The sequence below is a fragment of the Ruegeria sp. BC2 genome, from assembly GCF_056539245.1.
Genome location: NZ_JBQFUQ010000004.1, coordinates 90,554 through 114,255 on the forward strand (window position 1 = coordinate 90,554; position 23,702 = coordinate 114,255).

The window sequence follows — 23,702 nt, forward strand, 5'->3', positions numbered from 1 at the left end:
TTTTCGTTTCGTCCTCGTTTGTTTCGCCCTGGCCGTGGGTTCGGTGCCAGCGTCCGCGCAGGAAGCGCAGGTGGCTTTTGGGTCGGTGAAGGCCGATCCCAGTCTGCCGGTCGAAGTGACATCCGAGACGCTGAACGTCAATCAAGAGGACGGTTCGGCCGAGTTTCTTGGCAACGTCATTGTAGTGCAGGGCGAAATGCGCCTGTCCGCCGGACGCGTGTTGGTGATCTACAACCAGGATCGGTCGGGGATCGAACGCATGGAGGCATCGGAAAACGTCGTGCTTGTCAGCCCGCCGGATGCCGCCGAAGGGGACTGGGCGGAATACACCATCGACTCGGGTGTGATCGTGATGAAGGGCAACGTTCTGCTGACGCAGGGGCCCAGCACGATCAGCGGCGACCAGATGATTGCGAACCTGACAAGCGGAACCGCGACCATGTCGGGGCGGGTCAAGACGATCCTTCAGCAGGGCGGCAATTGATGGCGGGCCCGCAACTGTCCGTTGCCGAAGGGTCTCAGGGTCTGAAGATTCAGAAACTGCGCAAATCTTATCGCAAAAAGACCGTGATCCGGGACGTGTCGATGACGCTGGACCGGTCCGAGGTCGTTGCGTTGCTAGGGCCGAACGGCTCAGGCAAGACGACCACGTTCTATTCCGTTGCCGGGCTGGTGTTCCCCGAGGCCGGAACGGTCACGTTGGACGGTCAGAATGTGACCACGCTGCCGATGTATCGCCGGGCGCGCATGGGCATTGGGTATCTGCCGCAGGAAATGTCGATCTTTCGCGGCTTGAGTGTCGAGGACAATATCTCGGCCGTGCTCGACATTGCGGTGAAGCATGTGCACCGCCGCAAGGAACGTCTGGAAGAGCTGCTCTCGGATTTTTCGATCGAGCATTTGCGGCGGGCGCCTGCCCTTGCATTGTCGGGCGGTGAGCGCCGTCGCGTCGAGATAGCCCGCTGTCTGGCCGCCGACCCCAAGTACCTGCTGCTGGACGAGCCATTTGCCGGCGTCGACCCGATCAGCGTGGGCGATATCCGGCATCTGGTGGCGGATCTGAAAAAGCGTGGAATCGGCGTACTGATCACCGACCACAACGTGCGGGAAACGCTGGAAATTGTGGACCGCGCCTATATCCTGCACGACGGGCAGGTGCTGATGTCCGGATCGCCCGACGAGGTGGTGGAAAACGAAAATGTCCGCCGCGTGTATTTGGGTGAAAACTTCAAGATTTCATAGGCTTAGCTGTGATTGCGCCAGGCGCATGACAGAATTCGCGTATATACACTCCTGTTTTGATTGACTCTTCTGCCGCCTCTTGGCTCAATTGGGACATGGCATTTTCGCGGTTCCAGACTGGATCTCGATCTCCCTTCTCCGAAGGGCCCTACCGAGGACAACCGCAAAACATGTCTCTACCCCCCACCCGATAAAAACAAGCATGTCACCTGACGTGACGTCATAATGGGTGTGAATTGTGAAGGAGATCACATGCGTTACCAAATCAGCGGCAAACAGATCGACATTGGTGCGGCCTTGCAGACACACGTGCAGGACGCATTGGGCGAGGTCGTGAGCAAATATGCTCAGCGACCGACGGATGCCAACGTCGTCTTTTCCCGTTCAGCGCATGAGTATGTGTGCGAAACCACCATACATATGTCCACGGGCCTGACAGCCCAGGCCAAGGCACATGCAACCGAAATCTATGCAGCATTCGAGGCGTGCTGCGAAAAGATGGAGAAACAGCTGCGTCGCTACAAGCGTCGCCTCAAGGACCACCATCGTGAACGGGCTCAGCCGGTTGAACTCTTCGGAGCGTCATCTTATATCCTCGCCTCGAACGAATCGGACGTGGCCGACGAACCCGACTCATTGCAGCCCATCATCGTGGCTGAGATGGAAACCAAGATCCCATCGTTGAGTGTCGGCGAAGCTGTCATGCAAATGGAATTGGCCGGCGCCCCGGTGCTGGTGTTCAGGAATGAAAACAAGGACGGATTGAACGTCGTGTATCGCCGAGATGACGGCAATATCGGCTGGATCGATCCGTAACAGGCAAGAATTGGGCGGGGCCCCCGGATTCTGGGGGCGTCGCCGTGGAGCAAAACATGGATTTGTCGAGCATACTGAAGCCCGAAGCGGTGCGCGTGCTATCTGCAGCGTCCAGCAAAAAACGGTTGTTTCAGGAAATCGGTGACGTCGCTGCGGGCGCACTCGGACTTGATCCGCAGACCATCGTAGACTGCCTGCTGGAGCGGGAAAGCCTTGGGCCGACCGGCGTTGGCCATGGTGTTGCCCTGCCACACGCCCGTTTGTCCGAGATCGACTCGGTTGCCGGCGTGTTCGTCATGCTGGAAAAGCCCATCGACTTCGGATCGGTCGACCGTCAGCCCGTGGATCTGGCCTTTGCGCTGTTCGCCCCGGAAGACGCCGGTGTCGAGCACCTCAAGGCCTTGGCGCTGGTATCGCGCACGCTGCGCGACGGCGCGGTCTGCTCGAAGCTTCGGGCCAACCCGGATCCGGTCAAGCTGTATGCGATCCTGACCACAGCCCAGTCCATGCAAGCTGCCTGAGACCTGTTAGAAAGAAAAAAGCCCCCGGTTTTCGGGGGCTTTTTTCGTCTGGGGCCATGCTTAACCGCCGGTTCCCATCTCGAGCGTCCACCAGATCTTCCCGCCGTTTTCCTGGTGCCATGCAAACCCCATCTGGGTTGCTTGCGGGTCCATGATCACCGATCGCGGACCCGGTTCCTGCATCCACGCGGCCAGGGTTTCGGTTTCGGTCTCGTAGGTCTCGGAAATCGCTTCACCCAGGAAACGCCCCGCATAACCGGCACGGGCCACCCGGTCGAGCGGCGAAGATCCGTCCGAGCCGAAATGCCAGGGCCGGTTCTGCCGCGACATGTCCTTGGCGTGCGTCGCCGCCGCTGCGTTCAACTGCGCGTTCAACTGCACCGACTGCAGTCCCGACGCCTGCCGCAGGGCGTTTACGGAATCAAGCATGCGGAACTGCAGTTTTTCGGGATTTCCCCGGATCTTGTAGGCTTTGGGCAGCGGGCGCCCATCCGCACCAAGGGTTGAAGTGCCGCTCACGTCGGTACATGCCGCCAGCGCGACAAGGCAAATCAAGAGCAGGGAAAAAATGCGCGTCATGATGAGTCCGGTTTGCTTGTTTCCAATTGGCAATACCCTGCCAGCGGCCCATGAGCAAAGGCTCAAATGCACGAACCCGCATGATTCTGCCGGTTTGATTTGCGACTGAAGCATTCTGGCAATAACATAGAGCGGATTCTTGCACATCTTTCGCAGAGGACCTGTCACCATGGTCAAGAAACGCGTTTTCTCTTCGTCCCGCCGCGGATTCCTCGCAGGCGCATCGTCTTTGCTCGCCAGCCCGGCGATCGCCCAATACATCCCGGGCGACCCATTGCGCCCTGCACCCGAGCCTGAACCGGCCGTTCGCCGCAACGTGTCGGGGTTCAAGGCGCAGCAGTGGCAGCCCTACTTCTCGAACACCCGGAACGGGGCGATTCTGGTCGACACCGTTTCCCGCGCTTTGCACTACTGGTCGGAAGATCAGACCGTCTACAAGCTGTACCCGTCCTCGGTTCCGCTGACCGAAGAGCTGACCCGCCGCGGTCGCACAAGTGTCATCCGCAAGGTCGAAGGGCCCAGCTGGTCGCCGACGCCGTCGATGAAGAAAAGAAACCCGGAATGGCCGGATTACATCCCTCCGGGGCCCGATAACCCGCTGGGAACGCACGCGTTGTATCTCAGCTGGAAGTATTACCGGATCCACGGAACCCACGATACGCGGAAAATCGGCCGCCGGTCGTCGAACGGGTGCATCGGGTTGTTCAACGAGAACATCGCAGAGCTGTACGCCATGGCGAAGGTCGGGACGCAAGTGTTGCTAATTTGACGACATTTTCGCGCGCCAACCCGCTTGCACTGCAAGTTGCAATTGCATTCGTTCTGCTTTGCTGATTAGAAAAAACCACGAGGTAAGTCTTAGGTGTGTGGTTCCGCAATTGGGATCGCGCAAACTCTGGAGGTTAATATGAAGAAACTTGTACTCGCTGCTGCACTGACCGCTGCTGCTTCGACCGCATATGCTGGCAACCTGGAAGAGCCGGTTGTTGAGGCACCTGTTGTCGTCGAAGAAACCCAGGGCTCGTCGCAGGGCATCATCCTGCCGCTGATCCTGCTGGTCGTTGTTGCCGCAGCTGTTGCCGCAGGCTAAGTCCAACGGACTACGACAAAAAAGAAAGGCGGTGGATTTCCACCGCCTTTTTTCGTGCTTGTTTCCGGGCCGGTTCAGTCCAGCCAGCCTTTGAGGTTGTCCTCGACAACCTTGCCCAAGGCCGCGATATGCGCGTCCTCGTCGTTGAGGCAGGGAATGTAGGTAAAGCTTTCGCCGCCGGCGTGCTCAAAGCTTTCGCGGATCTCTTCGTTGATCTCTTCCAGCGTTTCAATGCAGTCCGACGAAAATGCCGGGGCGATGACGGCTATGTTCTTTTTGCCCTGCCGAGCCAGTTCCGCGACGTGGTCGACGGTGTAGGGCTTCAGCCATTCCTCGGGCCCGAATCGTGACTGGAAGGTGGTCACCAGTTGATCATCCGCCCAGCCCAGCCGTTCTTTCAGCAGGCGTGACGTCTTGGCGCACTGGCAGTGGTACGGATCACCCTGCATCAGATAGCGTTCCGGCATGCCGTGATAGGAGCACACCAGAACGTCCGGCTTGGTCTCCATCGCGGCATAGGCCGTCTCGACCGACTGCGCGAGGGCGTCGATATAGGCCGGCTCGTCGAAAAAGGCGGGCACCGTGCGGCTGGCGGGCTGCCAGGCCTCGTCCATCAGTGCGCGAAAGAACTGGTCGTTCGCGGTGGCGGTCGTAGCGCCGGCATATTGCGGATAGAGCGGGAAGAACAGGATGCGGTCGCAGCCCTCGGCCACCATCTGGCGGACCTTCGACTTGGTCGAGGGGTTTCCGTAACGCATGCAGAAATCCACCATGACCTTGTCGCCATACCGGTCCTGCATCGCCGCACGCATCTTGCCGGTCTGGTCCTTGGTGATGGTCATCAGCGGGCTTTCGCCCTTGTCGTGGTTCCAGATCGACTTGTACGCAGCGCCCGAGCTGAAGGGACGTTTGGTCAGGATGATGGCCTGCAGGATCGGCTGCCATTTCCAGGCCGGATAGTCGATCACCCGCCGGTCGGAAAGGAACTCGTTCAGATAGCGGCGCATCGGCCAATAGCTGTAGTCGTCCGGGGTGCCGAGATTGGCCAGAAGAACGCCGACGCGGCCCATCTTCACTTTTGGGTGGTCTGCCGGAGCGTGTTCCGGGCGGGTGGCATCGAACATGGTGAGCTTCCTGAATTCTGGTTTAGAGGCTGAAATAATCGGTTCGGTCAGCGGGTCAATCGGACAGTTTGCCTTCTTTCGTGCCAAGGGCGTCGGCCAGTCTCATCTGGGCCGAGCCAGGGCGCAACGGCTTGGGCTGGCTGGCATCCGGCGCCCAGCCCGTCAGGCAGATCAGCTCGAACGTGGCACTCAGCCGGCCTTCGGGAGATGTGAAATGCGCGGCGTAAATCTCTTGGGCCCGGGAAAAGACCGCGCGGCGCGACGGGTGTTTCAACCGCTGGGTCATGGCGTTGGTTTCACCCATCGCGCGCAGGTCCCGCATCAGGTGCCACAGGTCGCGATACGTCGCCGTCAGGGATACTTTGTCCGCAACGGGCAATGCAAAACCCGCACGCTGCAGCAGCGCGCCAAGATCTCGCAACTCGGCCATCGGCGCGACACGGGGGCTGAGACCGCCGGTCACCTCAACCTCGGCCTGACCCAGCGCGGCCCGCAATTCGTATAGCGTTTCACCGCCCAGACACACCACCAACAACAACCCGTCGGGCTGCAGCGCGCGGACACATTGGATCAGCTGCCCCACCGGATCGTTGGCCCAATGCAGGGCCATCGCATGAACCACCAGGTCATGCGCAGCGGGTTTGAGGTCCAGCACGTCGTCATCGGCCACGACCTTGGCGCCCGGCAGGACCGGCGCCCAGATCTCGGGGCAGGGAGTTACGATCGCTGGCGCAGTAAAGGATTTGTTAACCATGGAAAGGCGATCCTGCACCTCGTCCATGGCGGCGTGGTGTAGAAAAAGGGCTTCGTCGCTGATCCGCGCGCGGTGTGCCGCAAGCGCTTTGCGATCGAACAGCGAGGGTGCATTGGGTGCTGGCAAATCCATAAGCCGCAATTATCGCATATGGCAGCGGATTCAAACCGCGATCGAGGTCGTGTATCCGCCACGCTGCATCGGCTGCGGCGAGATGGCGGCCTCGGATTTCGGCCTGTGCGGGCCGTGCTGGCGCGAGACCCCGTTCATCGGCGGGACGGTCTGCCACAGTTGCGGTGCGCCCGTGCCTGGCGGCGATGATGGTCACCGAATCGACTGCGACGATTGCTTGCGCCGCCCGCAACCGTGGGCCGAGGGGCGCGCGGCATTGCTGTATCAGGGACGGGCGCGGTCACTGGTTCTGGCCCTGAAGCACGGGGATCGTTCCGAACTGGCAAAACCTGCGGCACGTTGGATGGCGCAGGCCGGTCGCACCTTGTTTCGACCGGATACGGTGATCGCTCCGGTGCCGCTGCATTGGTCGCGGCTGCTGAAACGCCGATACAACCAGTCCGCGCTTTTGTCGCTCCAACTGGGAAAGGAGGCGGGCCTGCCGGTCTGTCCGGATCTGTTGATACGCAAGCGGCGCACCCCACCGCTGGAAGGGAAAACGGCGGCCGAGCGTGCGGATACGCTGCGCGATGCGATCACCGTGCATCCGCGCCGGGCGGACCGCCTGACGGGGCGCCACGTGCTGCTGGTCGATGACGTGATGACATCGGGTGCAACCCTGGCGGCCTGCGCCCGCGCCTGCCGGGCGGCCGGGGCGGATGATATTTCCGTGTTGGTACTGGCGCGCGTTGCCAAGGATGCCTAATTCCCCCTAGATTGCGCGAAATCCAAGGGAACGGACCATGAAACCGGTTGTCATATATACCTCGCCGCTGTGCGGCTTTTGCCACGCGGCCAAACGGCTGCTGAATCAGAAAGGCGTCGCCTTCGAGGAAATCGACGTTTTGATGAACCCCAAACGCAAGCCCGAGATGATCCAGCGGGCGGGCGGGCGGCGCACGGTGCCTCAGATCTTCATCGGCGACACCCATGTCGGTGGCTGCGACGATCTGTACGAACTCGAACAGGCCGGCAAGCTGGACCCGCTGTTGGCCGCCTGATGAGAACCGCCCTGCTGCAGATCACCTCGTCGGACGACCCGGCCGCGAACTTGGACATGGTGCGCGCCATGATGGACGAGGCCGCGGGCAAGGGCGCGACGTTCATCCTGACGCCCGAGGTCACCAACTGCGTTTCGACCAGCGGAACGCGCCAACGCGAGGTGCTGCAGCACGAGGAAGACGACATCACACTGGCGGGCCTGCGCGAACAGGCGGCGGAATTGGGCGTGTGGCTGCTGATCGGATCGTTGGGGCTGAAGACTCATGACGCCGACGGGCGGTTCGCCAACCGGTCTTACATGATCGACCCGCAGGGCGGGATCGTCGCGCGCTATGACAAGATCCACATGTTCGACGTGCAGGTCACCGAGACCGAGACCTTTCGCGAATCGGCCAGCTATCGCCCCGGGTCGCGGGCGGTGATCGCCGAGACCGCCTTCGGCAAGGTCGGCATGACCATCTGCTATGACATCCGGTTCCCGCATCTGCACGCCGCGCTGGCACAGGGCGGGACCACGATCCTGACGGTTCCGGCGGCGTTCTCTCCGGTGACCGGCGCGGCCCATTGGGAACCGCTGCTGCGCGCCCGCGCCATCGAGACCGGCTGTTGGGTCATTGCCCCCGCGCAGACCGGAGAACACCCCAAGACCCGGGGCAAAACGCGCCATACCCACGGGCACAGCATGGTCGTGTCGCCCTGGGGCGAGGTGCTGATCGACGCAGGCACTCAGACCGGCATTCACTTTTTTGATCTGGATGATAGGTCTGTTACAGAGGCACGGCGGCGCGTGCCGTCCTTGACACATGTTCGCCCGTTCGACGGGCCCTGATCCAGAACCGGGTAATGACTGACGAAACCAACGCCCTTGCGGTCGCGCTGTTCAGCGAGATCCTGACCGCGGACCAATTGCTGCGGAACCGGCTGAGCCGGGTGCTGCCCAAGGGCATGGAAATCTCGCATTTCTCGGTGCTGAACCACCTCGTGTTCGTGGGGGGCGAGCGGACGCCTGCCCAACTGGCCAGCACATTCCATGTGACCCGTGGGGCGATGACCAACACCTTGGCCAAGCTGGAATGGGCCGGATACATCCACATCCGCCCCGATTGGGACGATGCCCGCCGCAAGATGGTGGCGATCAGCCCGGCCGGCCGCCGGGCGCGGGATCAGGCGATCTCGGCCATCGCGCCTCTGATCAACCGGGTCGTGGGCGAGCTGGGCCTTGAGCGTGTGCGCACGACCCTGCCGGTTCTGCGCGACCTGCGCATGAAGCTGGAAGAGGAATAGACCTCAGCCCGGCTTCACGCTGGCGGTGACATAGTTCACGCTCAGATCCCGGTCCGAGATCGACCAGCTCCAGGTGATCGGGTTGAAGACGAATCCCTTGCGGTCCACCGGGTCCAGACCGGCTTGGCGCAGCAGGTCGAACAGCTCGTCCGGGGTGATGAATTTGGACCATTCATGCGTGCCGCGCGGCAGCCAGCGCATCACGACCTCGGCCCCGAAAATCGCCATCGCATAGGATTTCGGGTTGCGGTTGATGGTGGAACAGATTTCCAGCCCGCCGGGTTTCAACAGCTGTTGCGTGGCTGTCAGATAGGCCAGCGGATCGGCCACATGCTCGACCACCTCCATGTTCAGAACCACGTCGAACTGCTCGCCCGCGTCGGCCATCGCCTCGGCGGTGGTGTGGCGATAGTCGATCTGCAGGCCGGATTGCTCGGCATGGATGCGCGCCACGGACAGGTTGCGCTCGGCCGCGTCGGCGCCCACGACCTCGGCACCCAGCCGCGCCATCGGCTCGCTCAGCAGCCCGCCGCCGCAGCCGATATCCAGCAGGCGCAGGCCCTCAAACGGTTTCGCAGCCGTCAGATCCCGGTCAAATTCGCCTGCAATCTGCTGTGTGATATAGTCCAGACGGCACGGATTGAGCATGTGCAGAGGTTTGAATTTCCCGTGCGGGTCCCACCATTCGGCGGCCATGGCCTCGAATTTTGCGATCTCGGACGGGTCAACCGTGTTCGGATGCGCTTGCATTCCTGTCTCCGTGTGCTCTTTTACGCTGTAGGACTATATAGGGCCATAATGGACAAGTACCCGGACCAAAAGCGCGCAGTGCAATATCTTTACCCGCCGGTCGATCCGTTCGACCAGCGCGTGGTGGATATGGGCGACGGGCACCGCATTTATGTGGAACAATGCGGCAATCCCGACGGGATTGCGGTGGTGGTTCTGCATGGCGGCCCCGGCGGCGGCTGCAGCCCGGCCATGCGGCGCTATTTCGATCCCGAGGTCTACCGGGTGATTCTGTTCGACCAGCGCGGCTGCGGCCGGTCGCGGCCCACGGCCTCGGTCGAGAACAACACGACCTGGCACCTCGTGGCCGATATCGAGCGTCTGCGGAAACTGTTCGAGATTGACGACTGGATCGTGTTCGGCGGCAGCTGGGGCGCCACGCTGGCGCTGATCTATGCCCAAACCCACCCCGACCGGGTGACCCGTCTGGTTCTGCGCGGCGTGTTTCTGGCCACGCAGGCAGAGCTCGACTGGTTCTATGGCGGCGGGGCCGGCAAGTTCTGGCCCGAGCAATGGGCGCGTTTCACCTCGCTGCTGCGCGACTCGGAACTGTCCGACACCATTGGCGCCTACAACAAGCGGTTGTTCTCGGGCGATCGCGCGACCGAGATCCTGTACGCCCGCGCCTGGTCGCACTGGGAAAACGCGCTGGCCTCGATCCACACGAACGGGGCCGTCGGTGAAAGCCCCGGCGAATATGCGCGCACCTTCGCGCGGCTCGAGAATCACTATTTCATCAACAAGGCGTTTCTGGAACATGACGGCCAAATTCTGGATCAGATGGACCGGATCGCGCATATCCCCGGCCATATCGTGCAAGGCCGGTACGACATGATCTGCCCCCCTCAGGCGGCCTGGAGCCTGGCCGAGAAATGGCCCGAGGCCGAGCTGAAGATGGTGCGGCAGGCCGGTCACGCCCTGTCGGAGCCTGGGATCAGCGCCGAACTGGTGCGCATCATGGACCGAACCGCGCAGGAGGTTGCATGACCCGCATCGACCGCCGTGCTCTGTTCACCTCGGGTGCCGCCGCAGCCCTGCTGGCCGCGACGGGGGCCTCGCTGGCGGATACGCCGAAATCGGGCGGCGTGCTGCGCATCGCCGTGCCGCGCGATGACAGCCTGGACCGGCTGGCCCGGGGTGCGGTGTTCGACACCCTGACCGAGATCGCGCCGGACGGCACTCTGCGCGGCGAGCTGGCGACCGCATGGCAGACCGATTCCGAGGCCCGGGTCTGGACCTTCGACCTGCGTGCGGATGCAGTGTTTCACGACGGTGCGGCGCTGACGGCCGGGGATGTTCTGGCGGTCATGTCCGAGGTCGGGCGCGCCGAAGCCCTGGCGCCGGACCGCATACGGATCGAACTGGCCGAGGCCAACCCCGGCCTGCCTTTCCTGCTGGCCGATACCCGGTTCGTCATTACCCGCGACGGGCAGAGCGTTTCGCCGCTGCAGCAGGCGAACGGCACCGGGAGTTACCGGGTCGAACGGGCCGAAGACGGGCGCCATTTCCGCGGCCGCCGGGTCGCGGGCCACTACAAGGATGGCCGTGCCGGCTGGCTGGAGGCGGTCGACATCATCGTGATCCCCGACCCGGCCGTGCGGGCCGAGGCGCTGCGTGACCGCTATGTGGACGTGTCGGTGCTGCCGGCGGCGCAAGGGCTGCGCGGTCTGGGTGGCGTGCGGTTCTTCCCCAACGAATCAGAGATGTCGCTGGCAATCTCCGGCACCGTGGGTCTGCCACGCCGGATCGGGCGGGGCGCGCCGTTGGACGATGGGCGCATCGCGGAACGCTGGTGGATGGCCTGAGACCGGCCTGAAAACTGACGCGGATTGTCCGTTGGTTGACGGCAGGGGTTGCAGACTCGGGGCGTCCTGCGTATATGCAGTTGCAACAGCGGCGTGTCGGACTTCTGGTCCGAGGCTCCACCGGAAAATTCGACGGGCCGCGCGCCCGTTTTTTTGTGCCCGATTGAAGGGTAGAGCACCATATGACAAACGACCTGATAGCCAAGGCGGCGATCGACCGACGACTGGCCGAGATCATCACTCCGGTGATCGAGGATCTGGGGTACGAGCTGGTCCGCATCCGCCTGATGAGCGGCAAGCAGACTACGCTGCAGATCATGGCCGACAAGCCCGATGGCGGCATCGAGGTGGATGATTGCGCCGAGATCTCGAACGCGGTCAGCGCCACGCTGGACGTCGAGGACCCGATCCTTGACGCCTATACGCTGGAAGTGTCCAGCCCCGGCATCGACCGCCCGCTGACGCGGCTGAAGGATTTCGAGATGTTCGAGGGATACGAGGCCAAGCTGGAAACCACCGAGCTGATCGACGGCCGCCGCCGCTTCAAAGGGGAACTGGCCGGTGTCGAAGGGGATGAGGTTCTGATCAACATCCCCAACGGCGAAGAGACCGTGACAATCGGCCTGCAATTCGACTGGCTGAGCGATGCCAAGCTGGTCCTGACTGATGACCTAATCAAGGAAATGTTGCGCCAGCGCAAGGATGCCGGCGCCCTGAACGAAAACGCTTTCGACGAGATTGAGACCGAAGGGTCCGAAGAGGAGACGAACTGATGGCAATCACCTCAGCAAACCAGCTTGAGCTGTTGCAGACCGCCGAGGCCGTGGCCCGCGAAAAGATGATCGACCCCGGTCTGGTCGTCGAAGCGATGGAGGAATCGCTCGCCCGCGCCGCCAAGAGCCGTTACGGCGCGGAAATGGACATCCGTGTGTCCATCGACCGCAAGACCGGCAAGGCGACCTTTACCCGGGTCCGCACCGTGGTCGCGGATGACGAGCTTGAGAACTATCAGGCCGAGATGACCGTCGAGCAGGCCAAGCAATACCTGGAATCGCCCGAGATCGGTGACGTCTTCGTGGAAGAGGTCCCGCCGGTGGAAATGGGCCGGATCGCGGCTCAGTCGGCCAAGCAGGTGATCCTGCAGAAGGTTCGTGAGGCCGAGCGTGACCGCCAGTACGAAGACTTCAAGGATCGTGTCGGCACCATCATCAACGGCGCCGTCAAGCGCGAGGAATTTGGCAACGTGATCGTTGATCTGGGCGGGGCCGAGGCTGTCCTGCGCCGCAACGACAAGATCGGCCGTGAAAGCTATCGCCCCAATGACCGGGTGCGCGCCTACATCAAGGAAGTGCGCCGCGAAACGCGCGGTCACCAGATCTTCCTGTCGCGCACGGCACCCGAGTTCATGGCCGAGCTGTTCAAGATGGAAGTGCCGGAAATCTATGACGGCATCATCGAGGTCAAGGCCGTGGCCCGCGACCCCGGTTCGCGTGCCAAGATCGCGGTCATCTCGTATGACAACTCGATCGATCCCGTCGGCGCCTGCGTTGGTATGCGCGGCAGCCGCGTGCAGGCCGTCGTGAACGAGCTGCAGGGCGAAAAGATCGACATCATCCCGTGGAACGAAGACCAGCCGACCTTCCTGGTGAATGCGCTGCAACCCGCCGAGGTTTCCAAGGTGGTTCTGGACGAGGAAGCCGGCAAGATCGAAGTCGTCGTGCCCGAGGAACAGCTGTCTCTGGCGATCGGTCGCCGTGGTCAGAACGTGCGTCTGGCCAGCCAGCTGACCGGTCTGGACATCGACATCATGACCGAGGCCGAAGAATCGGCGCGCCGTCAGAAGGAGTTCGAAGCCCGCACGCAGCTGTTCATGGACAGCCTGGACCTGGACGAATTCTTTGCCCAGCTGCTGGTCTCGGAAGGGTTCACCAACCTGGAAGAAGTGGCCTATGTCGAGCTGGACGAACTGCTGGTGATCGATGGCGTCGACGAAGGCACCGCAAACGAGCTGCAGGCCCGTGCGCGCGAATTCCTTGAGGCACAGGCCAAGGCGGCGCTGGACAGCGCCCGCAGCCTGGGTGCCGAGGACAGCCTTATTGAATTTGAGGGTCTGACACCCCAAATGGTTGAGGCGCTTGCCAAGGACGGCGTCAAGACGCTGGAAGACTTTGCAACCTGCGCTGACTGGGAACTGGCCGGAGGCTGGACCACGGTTGATGGTCAGCGGGTCAAGGATGACGGTATTCTCGAACCCTTTGGCGTGACGCTGGAAGAGGCACAGGATCTGGTGATGACCGCCCGGGTCATGCTGGGCTGGGTCGACCCCGCCGATCTGGAGCAGCCCGAGGCAGACGTCGAGGACGAAGCAGCAGACGAGGAGGCCGAGGCCTGATTCCAGGCCTCGGGTGGCACACATGGGTCGCGGTGGCGTCCATAAGGAACGGTCCGAAGGGCCAGAGCGGAAATGCATCGCCACGGGCGAGGTGCAGCCTCGGTACGGGCTGATCCGCTTTGTAACCGGCCCGGATGGGCAGGTTTTCCCGGATGTCGCGTCCAAGTTGCCGGGTCGGGGCGTTTATGTCTCGGCGGATCGCAAGGCGCTGGACACGGCCGTCGGCAAGAAGCTGTTTGCACGCGGGTTCAAGGCGCAGGTGACTGTACCGCAGGACCTTGTGGACGAGGTGGAGCGTCAATTGTCGCGCCGCGTGATCGAATTGATCAGCCTGGCGCGAAAGTCCGGCGATGCGGTCGCCGGGTATGAAAAGGTCAAGTCCTGGCTTGATCGCGAAGAGGCCTGGGTTCTGATTCAGGCGGTCGATGGTTCCGGGCGCGGCAAGTCCAAGCTGAGCACGCCGCATTTCGGGAAATACATTGGCTGGCTGACCGCAGACGAGCTTGGGGCGGCATTTGGGCGCCAAACGGTGATTCATGCGGCGCTCGCCTCTGGCGGACTCGCCAAACGTGTTGTAGAGGAAGCGCAGCGCCTGCGTGGCTTGCGCGATATGGATGACGGCGGCAAGGGCCGCGCGGAAGGGTAAGAAGCTTTATGAGCGATAGTGACGGCAAAAAGACATTGGGTCTTCGTGGCGGGGCACGCCCCGGGAATGTGAAACAGAGTTTCAGCCACGGACGCACCAAGAATGTCGTGGTGGAAACCAAACGCAAGCGCGTGGTGGTTCCCAAGCCGGGAGCGTCCAAGCCCAGCGGTGGCGCTGCGCCGTCGGGTGATCCTTCGCGCCGGCCGGCCGGGATTTCCGATGCCGAGATGAATCGGCGCCTGAAGGCATTGCAGGCGGCCAAGGCCCGTGAGGCCGAGGAAGCCGAACGCCGCGAGGCCGAGGAAAAGGCGCGCGCCGAAGAGCGTGAACGCCGCCGCGCCGAACAGGAGGCCAAAGAGCGCGAACAGCGCGAGGCCGAGGAGAAAGCCCGGCAGAAAGCCGAGGAAGAAGAGCGCAAGCAGAAAGAGGCCGAAGAAGCCGCTCAGCGCGCCGCAGCAGAAGCCGCGGCCGCGAAAGAGGCGCCCAAGGCCAAGGCCCCCGCGGCCAGCAAGCCTGCGCCAGCGGAAACGCCGCGCAAGGCGGACCGCGAACAGCGTCAGACACGCGGCAAGGGCCGTGACGATGGCCGCCGTTCGGGCAAGCTGACCCTGAATCAGGCGCTGTCGGGCGGTGAAGGTGGCCGGCAGCGTTCGATGGCATCGATGAAGCGCAAACAGGAGCGTGCGCGGCAGAAAGCCATGGGCGGCTCGGTCGAACGTGAAAAGGTGATCCGCGAGGTTCAACTGCCCGAGGCGATCGTTGTATCGGAACTGGCCAACCGTATGGCCGAACGCGTCGCCGATGTCGTCAAGTCGCTGATGAACATGGGTATGATGGTCACGCAGAACCAGACCATCGACGCCGACACTGCCGAACTGATCATCGAAGAATTCGGCCACAAGGTCGTGCGGGTTTCGGATGCGGATGTCGAGGATGTCATCTCGGATGTCGAGGACAAGGATGAAGACCTGCAGCCCCGTCCGCCGGTCATTACCATCATGGGTCACGTCGACCACGGCAAGACCTCGCTGTTGGACGCGATCCGCGACGCCAAAGTCGTTGCGGGCGAGGCCGGTGGCATTACCCAGCATATCGGCGCCTATCAGGTGCAGACCAACGACGGCACTACGCTGACCTTCCTGGATACGCCGGGCCACGCGGCCTTTACCTCGATGCGCTCGCGCGGTGCTCAGGTAACGGACATCGTGGTGCTGGTTGTCGCGGCGGATGACGCTGTGATGCCGCAGACGGTCGAGGCAATCAACCACGCCAAGGCTGCCGGTGTTCCGATGATCGTTGCGATCAACAAGGTCGACAAGCCCGAGGCCAACCCGGACAAGGTGCGCACCGACCTGCTGCAACACGAGGTGATCGTCGAGAAGATGTCCGGCGAGGTTCAGGATGTCGAAGTGTCGGCCATCACGGGCCAGGGTCTGGACGATCTGCTGGAAGCCATCGCGCTGCAGGCCGAGATTCTGGAGCTGAAGGCCAACCCGAACCGCGCCGCACAAGGCGCCGTGATCGAGGCGCAGCTGGACGTGGGCCGTGGCCCGGTCGCGACCGTTCTGGTCCAGAAAGGTACGCTGCGCCAGGGCGACATCTTCGTCGTGGGCGAACAGTACGGCAAGGTCCGCGCGCTGATTAACGACAAGGGCGAGCGCGTCCAGGAAGCCGGGCCTTCGGTTCCGGTCGAGGTTCTGGGTCTCAACGGTACGCCCGAGGCCGGTGACGTTCTGAACGTGACCGAGACCGAGGCGCAGGCCCGCGAGATCGCCGAGTACCGCGCGCAGGTTGCCAAGGACAAGCGCGCCGCCGCCGGTGCCGCGACCACGCTGGAACAGCTGATGCAGAAGGCCAAAGAAGACGAGAACGTGGCCGAGCTGCCCATTCTGGTCAAGGCCGACGTGCAGGGCTCGGCCGAGGCGATCGTCCAGGCGATGGAGAAGATCGGCAACGACGAGGTACGCGTGCGCGTGCTGCATTCGGGCGTCGGCGCCATCACCGAAACCGATATCGGCTTGGCCGAAGCGTCGGGTGCTCCGGTCTTTGGATTCAACGTGCGGGCCAACGCGTCGGCGCGCAACACCGCCAACCAGAAGGGCGTCGAGATCCGCTACTACTCGGTGATCTACGACCTGGTGGATGACGTCAAAGCCGCCGCCTCGGGCCTGCTGAGCGCCGAGATCCGCGAGAAGTTCATCGGCTACGCCGAGATCAAGGAAGTGTTCAAGGTCACTGGCGTCGGCAAGGTTGCCGGCTGTCTGGTCACCGAGGGCGTTGCCCGCCGCTCGGCCGGCGTGCGCCTGCTGCGCGACAACGTGGTGATCCACGAAGGCACGCTGAAGACGCTGAAACGCTTCAAGGACGAAGTGGCCGAGGTTCAGTCGGGTCAGGAATGCGGTATGGCGTTCGAGAATTACGACGATATCCGCCCCGGCGACGTGATCGAGATCTTCGAGCGCGAGGAAGTCACCCGCACGCTGGATTGATCCGGTCGAAATTGAAGGAAACGGCGGTCCCCAGGGCCGCCGTTTTCGCTTTCAGGGGTGGTCGTTCAGAAACGTCCCGTCCTTGAGGATGATGTCGAAATGGTGCGTGCCCGGCTGCAGGTCAAAGCTGACCGCGTGCCCGGTCTTGCGCAACGCTTCGGCATAATCGCGGCTCTGGCGGATGAACTCGCCGGTGTCCCGCTCGCCCACCGTGACCCGATAGCGCGGCCCGGGCGCGGGCAGGTTCAGGGTGGGGGACAGGTCGTGCAGCTCGACCGGGGTCAGCTGCAGGGGATCGTTGACCGGGGTCAGGCTGATCGGTTCCAGGTCGTAGACGCCGCTGATCAGGATGACTTCGCGCACCCGCAGGCCGATCCGGGCGAATTGGTCGGCCGAGGTCGCCATGACCATCGCCGCCAGATGCGCGCCGGCGCTGTGCCCGGACAGGGTGACATGCGAGGCGTCGAACCCCAGCGACTTGGCCCGGGTGGCCAGCCACATCAGCGCGGTCCGGCATTCATCGACCATCTGGTACAGCCGCGCGTCGGGGGCGAGCGTGTAGTTCACCGTCGCAAAGGCCTGCCCGCCTTGGACCAGCGCGGGCGCCATCATCGCCGAGTCGCGCTGGCTGAGCGCCTGCCAATAGCCGCCGTGGATAAACACATGCAGCGGTGCGCCGGGCGTGCGGGCGGGAAAGAAATCCAGCACCTGCGCGGGCGTGACGCCATAGCCGAGAATTTCTTGCACCGTCATTTGCGCCCGCGCCTGCGCGCTGAGCGCCGAATAGGCCGCCAGATAGGGCGCAAGGTCGCCGCCGATCATCGAACTGGGCGCGTATTCGCGCTCCAGCTCGGCTTGGGTAAATCCGCGATACAGCATGGCTCAGCCCTGTCCGCCGTACATCAGGTCGGTGCGCACGTCATAAAGGTCATGGAAGAATCGCAGCTCCAGCGCCTTGCGCAGGAAGGCCACGCCGCTGGAGCCGCCGGTGCCGGGCTGCATGCCGATCACACGTTCGACGGCAGTCGCATGGTCGAACCGCCACCGCTGGAACAGCGATTCCACATCCATCAGCTTTTCGGCCAGCGCATACAGGTCCCAGTATCGGCCCGTGTTCCGGTAGATCTCGGCCCAGATCTTCACGATGCGCGGATCGCCGGAATAGGTCTTTGAATAGTCCCGGTCCAGCAGGTCCTGCGGCACGTCGAACCCCTGCCGCGCCAGCATGTGCAACACCTCGTCATACAGCGACGGTTTGACCAGAGCGGCGGTCAGCATCTCCATCACTTCGGGGTCGTGCTCATGCACCTTCAGCGTGGCGGTGTCCTTGTTGCCCAGGATGAACTCGATCTGGCGATAGCCATAGCTTTGGAAACCGGATGAATTGCCCAGCGCCTTGCGGAAGGTCATATAGTCGGCGGGCGTCATGGTCAGCAGGGTTTCCCACGCGGCGATCAACTGGCGCTGGATCGCCTTGATCCGGTCCAGGTTCTTCATCGCGGGGCCGAACTCATCCTGCTGCAGAAACCGGCGCACCTCGACCAGCTGATGGTGCATCAGTTTCAGCCAAAGCTCGCTGACCTGATGGATGATGATGAACAGCATCTCATCGGGTTGGGCCGGGTCCTGAAAGGTTTTCTGCAAGTTCAGCAGGGTCTTGAGTTGCAGGAAATCGCCATAGCTTTTGCGGTGGGTATCCGCGAAATCGGTCACCAGCGTATCCTCGATTCCGCGCTCCAGCGGGCGGTCGCCCTTGGCTTTGTCGGCCATTTCATTTCCTCCCCGGCATGTGTGCGCACCTGTCTAGAAGGTGCGTTTGCAACTATCCAGAGGGTCAGGCCCAGTCCAACACCACCTTGCCCGATTTTCCCGACTTCATGGCGGCAAAGCCCTGCGCAAAGTCATCGACGGCAAAGCGATGGGTGATGACCCGGCTGACATCCAGACCGTTCTGCAGCATCGCGATCATCTTGTACCAGGTCTCGAACATCTCGCGGCCGTAGACGCCCTTGATGGTGATCGCCTTGAACACGATGCGGCTCCAGTCGACGGGCGATTTGCCGGGCGGAATACCCAGCAGGGCGATCTTGCCGCCCATCACCAGCGCCTCGACCATCTGGTCCAGCGCCGCCTGCGAGCCCGACATTTCCAGCCCCACGTCAAAACCCTGGCTCATGCCCAGGTCGGAAATCACCGATTGCAGATCTTCCTCGGCCACGTTCACCGCCCGGACCGAAGGCACGACATGCCGCGCCAGCGCCAGCCGGTCGGGGTTGATGTCGGTGATCACCACATGCCGCGCTCCGGCGTGGCGGGCCACCGCGGCGGCCATGATCCCGATCGGGCCCGCGCCGGTGATCAACACGTCCTCGCCCAGCAGGTCGAAGCTCAGCGCGGTGTGTACGGCATTGCCCAGCGGGTCGAGTATCGCGCCGATCTCGTCCGGAATGTCGTCGGGCAGGGGCACCACGTTGAAGGCCGGCAGCTTGAGATATTGGGCAAAGGCGCCCTGTTCGTTCACCCCGATCCCGCGCGTGCCCGGGTCGAGGTGGAACTTGCCCGCGCGGCTCTGGCGGCTGTCGGTGCCGATCAGGTGACCCTCGCCCGAGCAGCGCTGGCCGATCTTCAACCCGGTCACGTTGCGTCCCAGCTCGACGATCTCGCCGGCGAATTCGTGGCCGGTGATCATGGGAACAGGCACCGTGTGCGACGCCCATTCATCCCAGTTCCAGATATGGATGTCGGTTCCGCAGATACCGGTCTTTTTCACGCGGATCAGAACCTCGTCGGGGCCGATCTCGGGGACCGGGGCCTGCACCATCCACAGCCCTTCTTCGGGCTTGGACTTCTCCAGCGCTTTCATCGTGTTGGGTCGCATCCGGATCACTCCCACAAATCGGTCGACAGGTATTTCAAGCCGCTGTCACACATCACGATCGCGATGCAGCCACCCCGTTCCGGGCCACGCAGCAGGTCGATGGCGGCAGCCAGGTTCGCCCCGGCAGAAAAGCCCGCAAAGATGCCTTCGGTGCGGGCCAACAGGCGGGTGGCGTCGCGCGCCGATGCGCCGGTGACGGACAGATGACCGGCCAATTGCACTCCGTTCAGATGCGTCAGATCCGACATCGCATAACCGCCGCCCTGGATGGGATGATCAGGCGCACGGACGGGTTCACCGGCCAAGGCACGAGCGCCTTCGGGTTCGACCGCATAGCACCGCACCCCAAGGGGTGACAGGTATTCAGAGACCCCGGCAAGCGTGCCGCCAGAGCCGGCAAAATCACAAAAGGCCGTCACGGCACCTGCTGATTGGGCCCAGATTTCCGGACCCGTCCCGGCGGCATGGGCCTTGGGGTTGCCCGCGTGGCCGAACTGATCGGCGCGGAATGCGTTGCGCTCGGCGGTGATGCGGCGGGCGGCGTCATCCACCAGCGCCAGGTCGCCGCCCGAGACTTCGCCCGGTTTGCCGCCTTCGGCCTGAGGGACGATCACCACCTCGGCGCCCAAGGCGCGCATCATGCGGGCGCGTTCGACCGAGTTCCCTGCGCTCATGACCGCCACGAACGGGTGCCCCAGAATGCCGCAGACAATCGCCAGGCCGGTGCCCATGTTGCCTGAGGTCAGCTCGACAACCGTCTGCCCCGGGATCAGGCTGCCGTCGGCGCGGGCCTGTTCGATGATGGACCGGGCGGCCCGATCCTTTTTCGAAAAGCCCGGCAGCAGATAGTCCAGCTTTGCTAGAATACGGCCGTCCAGATCCAGTATTTGGCAAACCCGGGACAGCTCGATCAGGGGCGTATCGCCGATCGCGTCGATGACCGAGTTCAGAACCATCAGATGACCCCCAACGCCTTGCCGACCTTGCCGAAGGCGGCCAGCGCGCGGTCCAACTCGTCGCGGGTCAGCGCCGCGTTCATCTGGGTGCGGATGCGGGCCTGGCCACGCGGGACCACCGGGAAGAAGAAGCCCGAGACGTAGACGCCTTCGTTGAACAGGCGGGCGGCCATGTCCTGCGCCAGCTGCGCCTCGCCCAGCATCACGGGGATGATCGGATGTTCACCCGGCAGCAAGTCGAACCCCAGCTTCTCCAGCCCGGCGCGCCAGTATTTCGCGTTGCCGAACAGTTGCTTGCGCAGCATGTCGCCCTCTTCGACCAGGCGGATCGCCTCGAGCCCGGCGGCGACGATGGAAGGCGGCAGCGAATTCGAGAACAGATAGGGCCGCGCCCGCTGCCGCAGCAGGTCGATCACTGGCTGCGGCCCGGCGATGTAACCGCCGATTGCCCCCCCAAGTGCCTTGCCCAATGTCCCGGTCAGAATGTCCACGTCCACGCCGAAATGATCCGGCGTGCCCGCGCCTCGCGGCCCCATGAAGCCGGTGGCATGGCAGTCATCGACCATCAGCACCGCGTCGTATTTGTCGGCCAGTTCGCGGATCCTGGGCAGGTTGGCCAGGTAGCCATCCATCGAGAACACTCCGTCGGTGGCGATCATGATGTGCCGCGCCCCGTCCTCGCGCGCCTGTTTCAGCCAGGCCTCGAGGTCGTTCATGTCATTGTTCATGTAGCGATAGCGTTTGGCCTTGCACAGCCGCACCCCGTCGATGATCGAGGCATGGTTCAGACTGTCCGAGATGATGGCATCCTCGAGTCCCAGCAGGGGTTCGAACAACCCGCCATTGGCGTCGAAACAGGCCGCGAACAGGATCGAATCGTCCTTGCCCAGAAACTTGGCCAACCGCTGCTCCAACTCGCGGTGGATGTCCTGCGTGCCGCAGATGAACCGGACCGAGGCCATGCCGAACCCCTTGGGCTCCATCGCGTTCTTCGCGGCCTCGATCAGCGCCGGATGGTCGGCCAGACCCAGGTAATTGTTGGCGCACAGGTTGATGACCTGACGTCCGCCCACCGTGATCTCGCCGCTTTGGGGCGAGGTGATCATTCGTTCCGTCTTGTACAGGCCTTCCGCCTTGATCTGCGAGAGGGTGTCCGAAACGTGGGACAGGAATGCATCAGCCATGGCGATCTCCTTCTTCTGAGTCGCGTATCTAACATAACGGACGCACATCCCAAATAGGAGATTTTCAGTATGGCGGAAAAAAATCCGTAAAGGCGGAAACTGGCCGATGCGCGCGGATCAGGCGTTCTTGACGATCAGGAACACGCGGGCAGGTCCGTCCGGCGCCGCGATGGCGTGGGCCACATCGGCCGCATACCGGGCCGTGTCGCCCTGGCGCAGTTCCATCGTCGCGGCGCCCGAGGTGACGCGGACGGCCCCTTCCAATACGGTCAGCTGTTCGCGCGCGCCGCGGGCATGCGGCTGGCTGTTCAGCGCTCCGTTTGCGTCGAACCGGATATCATAGACCTCGTGGCCCCCGGCCTCTTCGGGTGGCGAGAGGATGCGGATCCGGCAGGATTGGCCCATATTGTCGATGCTGGGCACCTCGGCGCTGCGCAGCACCTCGATCTGGTCGGTGGTCTCAGACTCTTCCAGCAGACCAGCGAAATCGACCTGCAGCGCACGGGTCAGGTTCCACAGGGTCGAGATCGTGGGGCTGCTTTCGCCGCGTTCGATCTGGCTGACCATCGACCGGGAGACGCCGCTGAGATTGGCCACCGCTTCCAGCGACAGCCCCTTGGCGCGCCGGGCCTCTTTCAGGCGGGCGGGCAGGCGTGTCAGGATATCGTCTGAGTTTTCCGTCATGGCGGAATTTCTTGCGCGTCCGGGCGCGAATTGTCAATTCCGCCGATGACGGAACGTCCCGCGCGACAGGCCCATGCTGCGGGTGCATACTGCGCGCAAATCCAAGAGGAGAGAGACATGACCGACATCGTGATTCTGGACGGTGCCCGCACCGCAATCGGTACGTTCGGAGGGTCGCTGGCCGCGACTGCGCCGATCGATCTGGCCACCGTCGTGACCAAGGCCGCGCTTGAGAAATCCGGCGTCGAAGGCGACCGGATCGGGCATGTGGTGTTTGGTCACGTCATCAATACCGAGCCGCGCGACATGTACCTGTCGCGCGTCGCGGCGATGCAGGCAGGCATTCCGAACGGCACCCCGGCGATGAACGTGAACCGGCTGTGCGGGTCGGGTGCCCAGGCCATCGTATCGGCGGTTCAATCGCTGATGCTGGGGGATGCCGAGTTTGCCGTGGCCGGCGGGGCCGAGAACATGTCGCGTAGCCCCTACATCGTTCCGCAGGCGCGTTGGGGCGCCAAGATGGGCGACATCAAGTCGCTGGACATGATGCTGGGCGCGCTGAACTGCCCCTTTGGCACCGGGCATATGGGCGTCACCGCCGAGAACGTTGCCGATGAACACCAGATCACGCGCGAGGAGATGGACGCGTTTGCGCTGGCCAGCCAGCAGCGCGCGGCGGCTGCGATCGAGGCGGGCTATTTCGACAGCCAGATCGCGCCGGTGCAGGTCAAGGTCAAGCGCGACATGGTCGATTTCAGGGTCGATGAGCATCCCAAGGCGACCACGGCCGAGGCCCTGGCTGGGCTGCGCCCGGTGTTCCAGAAGGACGGGCGTGTGACTGCGGGGAACGCCTCGGGTATCAATGACGGCGCGGCGGCGATGGTTTTGGCCACGGCCGATGCCGCCGAGAAAGCCGGCCTGACGCCAAAGGCGCGCATCCTGGGCTATGCTCATGCAGGTGTCCGCCCCGAAGTCATGGGGATCGGCCCAGTTCCGGCCGTGCGCAACCTGATGGAGCGGACCGGCCTGTCGGCGGGCGATTTCGACGTGATCGAAAGCAACGAGGCCTTTGCCGCCCAGGCGCTGGCAGTGAACAAGGAACTGGGGCTGGACCCGGCAAAGGTGAACCCGAATGGCGGGGCCATCGCCTTGGGTCATCCGGTGGGGGCCACCGGGGCGATCATCACGCTGAAGACTCTGTACGAGTTGGAGCGCATCGGCGGGTCGAAAGGTCTGATCACCATGTGCATCGGTGGCGGGCAGGGGATTGCCGTCGCTATCGAGCGGCTCTGATTC

General features: G+C 63.1%; 27 protein-coding genes. 17 read left to right on the top strand and 10 right to left on the bottom strand.

The annotated features are described in order from the left end of the window. Nucleotides 1–28: 28 nt before the first annotated feature. From ACR0CU_RS15445 to ptsN, 4 genes are all read left to right on the top strand, one after another. Nucleotides 29–484 carry an LptA/OstA family protein gene (locus tag ACR0CU_RS15445; RefSeq protein WP_170342617.1) on the top strand — a complete coding sequence of 152 codons (456 nt, stop codon included), beginning with the start codon at nt 29–31 and terminating at the stop codon, nt 482–484. Continuing rightward, on the top strand, nt 484–1,242 hold the full coding sequence (gene lptB, locus ACR0CU_RS15450; RefSeq protein WP_093963638.1) for an LPS export ABC transporter ATP-binding protein: 759 nt from the start codon (nt 484–486) through the stop codon (nt 1,240–1,242). The genes ACR0CU_RS15445 and lptB overlap by 1 nt, the downstream gene beginning before the upstream one ends. Before the next feature lie 252 nt (nt 1,243–1,494). After that, entirely contained in the window at nt 1,495–2,058 is a 564-nt protein-coding gene (gene hpf / locus ACR0CU_RS15455) for a ribosome hibernation-promoting factor, HPF/YfiA family (protein ID WP_170342438.1), read from the top strand. Between the two features lie 56 nt (nt 2,059–2,114). Next, nucleotides 2,115–2,579 carry a PTS IIA-like nitrogen regulatory protein PtsN gene (gene ptsN / locus ACR0CU_RS15460; RefSeq protein ID WP_170343139.1) on the top strand — a complete coding sequence of 155 codons (465 nt, stop codon included), beginning with the start codon at nt 2,115–2,117 and terminating at the stop codon, nt 2,577–2,579. A gap of 60 nt (nt 2,580–2,639) precedes the next feature. Here ptsN and dalA read toward each other — a convergent pair whose 3' ends face one another. Next, nucleotides 2,640–3,158 carry a divisome-associated lipoprotein DalA gene (dalA, locus tag ACR0CU_RS15465; RefSeq protein WP_093963636.1) on the bottom strand — a complete coding sequence of 173 codons (519 nt, stop codon included), beginning with the start codon at nt 3,156–3,158 and terminating at the stop codon, nt 2,640–2,642. Between the two features lie 169 nt (nt 3,159–3,327). Here dalA and ACR0CU_RS15470 point away from each other — a divergent pair, with 169 nt between their 5' ends. Next, nucleotides 3,328–3,927 (top strand): L,D-transpeptidase, encoded by a 600-nt coding sequence (locus ACR0CU_RS15470; RefSeq protein WP_170365582.1) that lies wholly within the window; start codon nt 3,328–3,330, stop codon nt 3,925–3,927. A gap of 138 nt (nt 3,928–4,065) precedes the next feature. After that, nucleotides 4,066–4,248 carry a hypothetical protein gene (locus ACR0CU_RS15475; protein WP_005979327.1) on the top strand — a complete coding sequence of 61 codons (183 nt, stop codon included), beginning with the start codon at nt 4,066–4,068 and terminating at the stop codon, nt 4,246–4,248. Between the two features lie 74 nt (nt 4,249–4,322). Here ACR0CU_RS15475 and hemH read toward each other — a convergent pair whose 3' ends face one another. Beyond that, complete coding sequence (gene hemH / locus ACR0CU_RS15480; protein ID WP_480643390.1) at nt 4,323–5,372, bottom strand: ferrochelatase; 1,050 nt, start codon at nt 5,370–5,372, stop codon at nt 4,323–4,325. Between the two features lie 55 nt (nt 5,373–5,427). Further along, nucleotides 5,428–6,258, bottom strand: a complete 831-nt coding sequence (locus ACR0CU_RS15485) for a methyltransferase domain-containing protein (RefSeq protein ID WP_170448650.1) — start codon at nt 6,256–6,258, stop codon at nt 5,428–5,430. Nucleotides 6,259–6,298: 40 nt separating this feature from the next. On the opposite strand from ACR0CU_RS15485, the gene ACR0CU_RS15490 reads away from it, so the two are divergent. From ACR0CU_RS15490 to ACR0CU_RS15505, 4 genes are read left to right on the top strand one after another with little or no spacing between them, the layout of a single operon-like run. Next, a complete protein-coding gene (locus ACR0CU_RS15490; protein ID WP_367647608.1) occupies nt 6,299–7,003 on the top strand; it encodes a double zinc ribbon domain-containing protein in 705 nt (234 codons plus the stop codon). 37 nt (nt 7,004–7,040) lie between these two features. After that, nucleotides 7,041–7,298 carry a glutaredoxin 3 gene (grxC, locus tag ACR0CU_RS15495; RefSeq protein ID WP_170342430.1) on the top strand — a complete coding sequence of 86 codons (258 nt, stop codon included), beginning with the start codon at nt 7,041–7,043 and terminating at the stop codon, nt 7,296–7,298. Further along, nucleotides 7,298–8,128 (top strand): carbon-nitrogen hydrolase family protein, encoded by an 831-nt coding sequence (locus tag ACR0CU_RS15500; protein ID WP_170448646.1) that lies wholly within the window; start codon nt 7,298–7,300, stop codon nt 8,126–8,128. Before grxC ends, ACR0CU_RS15500 begins: the two co-directional genes overlap by 1 nt. A 14-nt stretch (nt 8,129–8,142) precedes the next feature. Further along, nucleotides 8,143–8,583: a MarR family winged helix-turn-helix transcriptional regulator gene (locus ACR0CU_RS15505; protein WP_170343133.1), complete on the top strand. Its 441-nt coding sequence runs from the start codon at nt 8,143–8,145 to the stop codon at nt 8,581–8,583. A gap of 3 nt (nt 8,584–8,586) precedes the next feature. On the opposite strand, the gene ubiG is transcribed toward ACR0CU_RS15505, so the two are convergent. After that, complete coding sequence (ubiG, locus tag ACR0CU_RS15510) at nt 8,587–9,333, bottom strand: bifunctional 2-polyprenyl-6-hydroxyphenol methylase/3-demethylubiquinol 3-O-methyltransferase UbiG (RefSeq protein ID WP_480643392.1); 747 nt, start codon at nt 9,331–9,333, stop codon at nt 8,587–8,589. A gap of 48 nt (nt 9,334–9,381) precedes the next feature. Between ubiG and pip the strand changes: the two genes are divergently transcribed. From pip to infB, 6 genes are all read left to right on the top strand, one after another. Then, nucleotides 9,382–10,359 carry a prolyl aminopeptidase gene (gene pip / locus ACR0CU_RS15515; protein ID WP_170448642.1) on the top strand — a complete coding sequence of 326 codons (978 nt, stop codon included), beginning with the start codon at nt 9,382–9,384 and terminating at the stop codon, nt 10,357–10,359. Then, nucleotides 10,356–11,177: an ABC transporter substrate-binding protein gene (locus tag ACR0CU_RS15520; protein ID WP_170438556.1), complete on the top strand. Its 822-nt coding sequence runs from the start codon at nt 10,356–10,358 to the stop codon at nt 11,175–11,177. The genes pip and ACR0CU_RS15520 overlap by 4 nt, the downstream gene beginning before the upstream one ends. Nucleotides 11,178–11,359: 182 nt before the next feature. Beyond that, complete coding sequence (rimP, locus tag ACR0CU_RS15525) at nt 11,360–11,950, top strand: ribosome maturation factor RimP (RefSeq protein WP_170342422.1); 591 nt, start codon at nt 11,360–11,362, stop codon at nt 11,948–11,950. Continuing rightward, on the top strand, nt 11,950–13,569 hold the full coding sequence (gene nusA, locus ACR0CU_RS15530; protein ID WP_170420974.1) for a transcription termination factor NusA: 1,620 nt from the start codon (nt 11,950–11,952) through the stop codon (nt 13,567–13,569). The genes rimP and nusA overlap by 1 nt, the downstream gene beginning before the upstream one ends. Nucleotides 13,570–13,591: 22 nt before the next feature. Beyond that, nucleotides 13,592–14,215: an RNA-binding protein gene (locus ACR0CU_RS15535; protein WP_170343128.1), complete on the top strand. Its 624-nt coding sequence runs from the start codon at nt 13,592–13,594 to the stop codon at nt 14,213–14,215. Between the two features lie 8 nt (nt 14,216–14,223). Beyond that, nucleotides 14,224–16,704: a translation initiation factor IF-2 gene (gene infB, locus ACR0CU_RS15540; protein ID WP_170343127.1), complete on the top strand. Its 2,481-nt coding sequence runs from the start codon at nt 14,224–14,226 to the stop codon at nt 16,702–16,704. Between the two features lie 51 nt (nt 16,705–16,755). On the opposite strand, the gene ACR0CU_RS15545 is transcribed toward infB, so the two are convergent. From ACR0CU_RS15545 to ACR0CU_RS15570, 6 genes are all read right to left on the bottom strand, one after another. Continuing rightward, nucleotides 16,756–17,583: an alpha/beta hydrolase gene (locus ACR0CU_RS15545; protein WP_170448640.1), complete on the bottom strand. Its 828-nt coding sequence runs from the start codon at nt 17,581–17,583 to the stop codon at nt 16,756–16,758. Nucleotides 17,584–17,586: 3 nt separating this feature from the next. Further along, nucleotides 17,587–18,474, bottom strand: a complete 888-nt coding sequence (locus ACR0CU_RS15550) for a tryptophan 2,3-dioxygenase (protein ID WP_170343125.1) — start codon at nt 18,472–18,474, stop codon at nt 17,587–17,589. A gap of 64 nt (nt 18,475–18,538) precedes the next feature. Next, the gene (tdh, locus tag ACR0CU_RS15555; RefSeq protein WP_170448779.1) at nt 18,539–19,567 is read right to left on the bottom strand and encodes an L-threonine 3-dehydrogenase; all 1,029 of its coding nucleotides are present in this window, start codon (nt 19,565–19,567) and stop codon (nt 18,539–18,541) included. Nucleotides 19,568–19,587: 20 nt separating this feature from the next. Then, nucleotides 19,588–20,538, bottom strand: a complete 951-nt coding sequence (locus tag ACR0CU_RS15560; protein ID WP_170448638.1) for a PLP-dependent cysteine synthase family protein — start codon at nt 20,536–20,538, stop codon at nt 19,588–19,590. Continuing rightward, nucleotides 20,538–21,722, bottom strand: coding sequence for a glycine C-acetyltransferase (locus ACR0CU_RS15565; protein ID WP_170448636.1), 1,185 nt, complete (start codon nt 21,720–21,722; stop codon nt 20,538–20,540). The genes ACR0CU_RS15560 and ACR0CU_RS15565 overlap by 1 nt, the downstream gene beginning before the upstream one ends. Nucleotides 21,723–21,839: 117 nt before the next feature. Next, on the bottom strand, nt 21,840–22,406 hold the full coding sequence (locus ACR0CU_RS15570; RefSeq protein ID WP_170448634.1) for a helix-turn-helix domain-containing protein: 567 nt from the start codon (nt 22,404–22,406) through the stop codon (nt 21,840–21,842). Between the two features lie 117 nt (nt 22,407–22,523). Here ACR0CU_RS15570 and ACR0CU_RS15575 point away from each other — a divergent pair, with 117 nt between their 5' ends. Next, nucleotides 22,524–23,699 carry an acetyl-CoA C-acyltransferase family protein gene (locus ACR0CU_RS15575; RefSeq protein ID WP_170448632.1) on the top strand — a complete coding sequence of 392 codons (1,176 nt, stop codon included), beginning with the start codon at nt 22,524–22,526 and terminating at the stop codon, nt 23,697–23,699. Nucleotides 23,700–23,702: the final 3 nt, after the last annotated feature.